This is a genomic window from Roseitalea sp., from assembly GCF_984466335.1.
In genome coordinates this window covers 1-4,780 of the sequence record NZ_CFIFWG010000195.1, presented here as the reverse complement: position 1 = coordinate 4,780, position 4,780 = coordinate 1, and the positions used below count along the sequence as shown (strand labels likewise).

6 protein-coding genes and 1 pseudogene are annotated in these 4,780 nt (G+C 64.4%); all 7 read left to right on the top strand.

What is annotated here, in order from left to right; genetic code table 11:
* Positions 1 to 823, top strand: an 823-nt coding sequence (locus tag AC5E6L_RS14040) for an ATP-binding cassette domain-containing protein (protein WP_491774096.1), incomplete at its 5' end; no start/stop codon positions are given.
* A 49-nt stretch (positions 824 to 872) separates the two neighbouring features.
* Complete coding sequence (locus AC5E6L_RS14035; RefSeq protein ID WP_491774094.1) at positions 873 to 1,094, top strand: hypothetical protein; 222 nt, start codon at positions 873 to 875, stop codon at positions 1,092 to 1,094.
* Between the two features lie 109 nt (positions 1,095 to 1,203).
* Complete coding sequence (gene pufB, locus AC5E6L_RS14030) at positions 1,204 to 1,425, top strand: light-harvesting antenna LH1, beta subunit (protein ID WP_491230137.1); 222 nt, start codon at positions 1,204 to 1,206, stop codon at positions 1,423 to 1,425.
* Between the two features lie 12 nt (positions 1,426 to 1,437).
* Positions 1,438 to 1,638, top strand: coding sequence for a light-harvesting antenna LH1, alpha subunit (gene pufA, locus AC5E6L_RS14025; protein WP_491230138.1), 201 nt, complete (start codon positions 1,438 to 1,440; stop codon positions 1,636 to 1,638).
* A gap of 125 nt (positions 1,639 to 1,763) precedes the next feature.
* Positions 1,764 to 2,618 (top strand): photosynthetic reaction center subunit L, encoded by an 855-nt coding sequence (gene pufL / locus AC5E6L_RS14020; RefSeq protein WP_491230139.1) that lies wholly within the window; start codon positions 1,764 to 1,766, stop codon positions 2,616 to 2,618.
* A gap of 12 nt (positions 2,619 to 2,630) precedes the next feature.
* Complete coding sequence (pufM, locus tag AC5E6L_RS14015; RefSeq protein WP_491230140.1) at positions 2,631 to 3,614, top strand: photosynthetic reaction center subunit M; 984 nt, start codon at positions 2,631 to 2,633, stop codon at positions 3,612 to 3,614.
* A 275-nt stretch (positions 3,615 to 3,889) separates the two neighbouring features.
* Positions 3,890 to 4,713: pseudogene (locus AC5E6L_RS14010) on the top strand (IS630 family transposase); the annotation flags it as partial.
* Positions 4,714 to 4,780: the final 67 nt, after the last annotated feature.

Below are 4,780 nucleotides of genomic sequence, written 5' to 3'. Positions count from 1 at the left end.
CACGGTGCGGCGCGGCGAGATCTTCGGCCTCATCGGGCCGAACGGCGCCGGGAAGACCACGACGATGGAGTGTGTCGAAGGCCTGCGCGCGCCGGACGCGGGTCGAATTCGGGTGCTGGGGCTCGATCCGGAACCCTTCATCGAGCGCGAAAAGCACACGACACTGAAACCCATGTGGGACCTGTGGCGTTCGGTGACGCAGGACTTCTTTGCGACCGCCTCGTTCGCGATCGTCGCCAACGAGACCTACGAGCGCGGCGTGCGCAATTTCCTGGCCGACGAGATGGGCCTGCCCTGCACCTTCTCGTTCCAGCGGCGCGCCGGCGTCAAGCCGGACAATCAGGCGATACGCCGGGCGATCGCGGACACGCCGCCGCTGATCCTGTTCGGCTCCTACAATGAGCGCATGTATCTGGCCGAGACGGGCGGCAAGGCGATCTACATTCCGCTCAGCTTCCCCGGCGCCATCATACGCCGCCACACCGGCACGCCGGTGATGGGCTATTCGGGCGCGTCCTTCCTGATCCAGGAAGTGTGCAACGGCCTGTTCGACGCCCTGTTCAACATCATTCCGCTCGCCACCGACCTCGATTCGGTCGAGGCGACGCCGGCCCGCGCCGAACGCTCCATGCCCTGGAGCAACGAGGCGCAGCGGGATCTCGACCGGATCGTGGAGGCGCAGCCCGTCCTGGTGCGCATCTCGGCGGCCAAGAATCTGCGCGATGCGGCCGAAACCATCACCCAAAACGAGGACGCCGAGCGCGTGGAAAGGACCCATGTCGAGCGCGCGCGGCTGCAACTGGTCGCGGGCAAAGCCGCCTGAGGCGGCAGGCCAGCCGTTCGTCTTCGGGCGAACCGAAAGGAGTGAGACGATGACGACACCGATGCCCGCCATGAAGGCGCCGCGCCACCACCGCAGCGAGCGCCGCCGCGACCTGATCGAGTACCGGACGCTCGTCGCCATCTCGTTTCTGCCGTGCCTGGGCGTGGCCCTGCTGCGCAGGGCCGCCGCCGACGGCCCAGCGGGGCAGAGCGCGGTTTCGGAGGCGCTTTCGTCGGCCCGCGCGGCCGCCGGATACGCGCTTCTGGTGTGACCGACACGGGTTCGCCGGGGCGACCCGGCGGAAGCCGAGGACAGGGCTCGCCCTTGCCGAGGCACCCTGCCGCGGGGGCACCGCGGCGCTTGTGACTAGGAGGTCATTTATGTCTAGTCCACAAAGCGTTTCGCTGTCCGGCATGACGGAAAGCGAAGCCCAGGAGTTCCACGGATACTACATGCAGGGGTTTGCGATCTTCGTCGCCATCGCGGTCGTCGCGCACGCCCTGGTGTGGTTCTGGCGTCCGTGGATTCCGGGACCGGAAGGTTACGCCTCGCTTGAGAGCGTCAACCAGACGGCTTCGGCCCTCCTGCCCATGCTTTCGTAAAGGAGTAGCGACATGTGGAGAATCTGGATGGTCTTCGACCCGCGCAAGACGCTGGTCGTACAGGGCGTCTTCCTGTTCTCGCTTGCAGCGATGATCCATTTCGTCCTGCTGAGCACAGAACGCTACAACTGGTTCGAGGGCAACCCGGTCGGCGGAGCCGCCATGGAGCAATCCATGCAAGGTCCGGTGCAAGCACCGCGCCTTTTCGGCTGACGCCACCCCACCAAAGGCGGCGGGCATCGCCCAAGGGACCGGCCCTTCCGGGCTTGCCCGCCGCCGATCAGCGCATGTGCAGCGGACGGTGCCGCTGAACGCCGTTCGCCATCGGAGGTAAACCCATGGCAATGCTCAGTTTCGAGCGCAAATATCGTGTGCGTGGCGGGACGCTGATAGGCGGGGATCTGTTCGACTTCTGGGTCGGCCCCTTCTTTGTCGGCTTCTTCGGCATCACGACCGCGTTCTTTGCCGCTCTGGGCACGGTGCTCATCGTCTACGGTGCGTCCCTTGGCCCGACCTGGAACATCTGGCTGATTTCCATCAATCCGCCGCCCATCGAATACGGGCTGGGCCTGGCGCCGCTTGAGGAGGGCGGGCTGTGGCAGCTCATCACGATCTGCGCGATCGGCGCGTTCGTCTCCTGGGCGCTGCGCGAGGTCGAGATCTGCCGCAAGCTCGGCATCGGCTATCACGTGCCGTTCGCCTTCGGCGTTGCGATCTTCGCCTATGTCACGCTCGTCGTCTTCCGCCCGCTTCTGCTGGGCGCCTGGGGCCACGGCTTCCCCTACGGCATCATGAGCCATCTGCAATGGGTATGGGACACCGGCTACCAATACGGCAACTTCCACTACAACCCGGTGCACATGATCGCGATCACCTTCTTCTTCACCACCACGCTCGCGCTCGCGCTGCACGGGGGGCTCGTCCTGTCGGCGGTCAATCCGGCGACCCACGATTCGCTCGCCAAGGACCCCGCCACCGTCAAGACCCCCGAGCACGAGGATACCTATTTCCGCGACACGATCGGCTATTCGATCGGCACGCTCGGAATCCACCGGCTGGGTCTGTTCCTGGCGCTCAATGCCGGCTTCTGGAGCGCGGTGTGCATCTTCATCTCCGCAGGGCCGATCTATGGCGGCTCGTGGATCGAGTGGTGGGAGCCGCTTCGCAGCCTGTCCCAGCGCTGGGCCGGGTGAGGAGGACCGGACATGCTCAACGAATATCAGAACATCTTCACGACCGTTCAGGTGCGCGCCGCCCCCGAGATGGGCATTCCCATCGAAGGCCAGATCGACCGGACCAGGTCGGCATCGTTCAGCTACTGGATCGGAAAGGTCGGCAACGCCCAGCTCGGCCCGATCTATCTGGGCTTTCTGGGCGTGGCCTCGCTGGTCACCTTCACGATCGGCTTCGTCATCATCGGGTTGAACTACTGGGCGCAGGTCGACTGGAACCCGGTGCGCTTCGTGCTCGAAATGCCGTGGCTGTCGCTCGATCCGCCGCCGCCCGAATACGGCCTGAAGGTCATGCCGCCGCTCAACGATGGCGGCTGGTGGCTGATCGCCGGCTTCTTCATCACCGCCTCGATCATCCTGTGGTGGTTCCGCATGTACCGCCGCGCGGTGGAACTGGGCATGGGGCTGCACGTGCCCGCCGCCTTCGCCGCCGCGATCTGGCTCTATCTGGTGCTGGGCTTCATCCGCCCCATCGCCATGGGCTCGTGGAGCGAGGCGGTGCCGTTCGGCATCCTGAGCCATCTGGACTGGACCAACAACTTCTCGCTGATCTGGGGCGGAAGCCTGTTCTGGAACCCGTTCCACATGCTTTCGATCGTCTTCCTTTACGGCTCGGCGCTGCTGTTCGCCATGCATGGGGCGACGATCCTGGCGACCAGCCGCTACGGCGCCGAGCGCGAGATCGAGCAGATCACCGATCGGGGCACGGCGGCCGAGCGCGGCGCGCTGTTCTGGCGGTGGACGATGGGCTTCAACGCCAGCATCGAATCCATCCACCGCTGGGCATGGTGGTTCGCCATGCTGTGCGTGCTCACCGGCGGCATCGGCATCCTGATCACCGGGACCGTGGTCGACGACTGGACCGCATGGGGCATCAGGCACGGGATCGTGCCCGAGGATCCGGACTGGTGGCCGATCACCCCGGATTCGACCCGATCCTCCTGGGGACAGGAGTAGCAGGGCCGCTGACCGACCTCCAGCGACCCTGCCGCAAAACCCGGGGCGGCGCGCCATGGCGCCGCCCCGGACCAGGCAAGACCATCACCGGCCCAAAGCCATCACCGGCCCAAAACCATCGCCGGCCCAAAACCATCGCCGGTCATTGTCCTCCAAACACGGGGCCGGCGCCAACCTCCGCTTCGGACGCGAAGCGGAGGTTTTCCTTGGCAGGCAACACCATAGCCGGTGTTCGGAATCTGCATGGCCCCCAATGAACCCCCACAGGCCCTAGGTCGCAGCGCTACCGTGCGACGGGATCTGTCGCACCCGACAAGATGGGCGGGCATCGCAAGCGTGTTCTGGAGCCGCATCGCGACTTCATTATCGAGCGGCTCGGTCAGACACCCCATTTGACACTGCATGGGCTGAAGGCAGAGTTGGCCGCACGCGGTGTGAACGTCTCGCACGACACGGTGTGGCGGTTCCTGCGACGTGAAGGATTGCGGTTCAAAAAAAACGCTGTTCGCCCTTGAGCAGGGCAGCGCCGACATTGCCCGCAGGCGCAAGCGATGGCGATCCTTCCAAGCGCGCCTTGATCCCCAAAGGTTGGTCTTCGTTGATGAAACATGGATCAAGACCAACATGGCGCCATTGCGCGGATGGGGCCACAAGAGCAAGCGCCTGCGCGGCTTCGCCCCGCATGGCCATTGGCGCACACTGACCTTCATCGGCGCTTTGCGCTGCGATGGCCTGACCGCGCCGTGCGTCTTCGATGGCCCGATCAATGGTCAATGCTTCCGGGCCTGGGTCGAACAGCAACTCCGTGCCCGTGCTCCAGCCCGGCGACATCGTCGTCATGGACAATCTGGGCAGCCATAAGGGCAAGGCGGTGCGTGCCGCAATCCAATCGGCCGGCGCGCGGCTATGGTACCTGCCGCCCTATTCGCCCGACCTCAATCCGATCGAACAGGCCTTCGCCAAGATCAAGCACTGGATGCGCATGGCCCAGAAACGAACCATCGAAGAAACCTGGCAAAACGTCGGCCACCTCGTCTCAACCATCAATCCAACCGAATGCGCAAACTACTTTATCGCTGCCAGATATGACACAACATAAAATGGACGCGCTCTAGGTTATGGTGACAATTTATTATTTTAGGGATTCCGTTTGCGCGTTTGTTCTG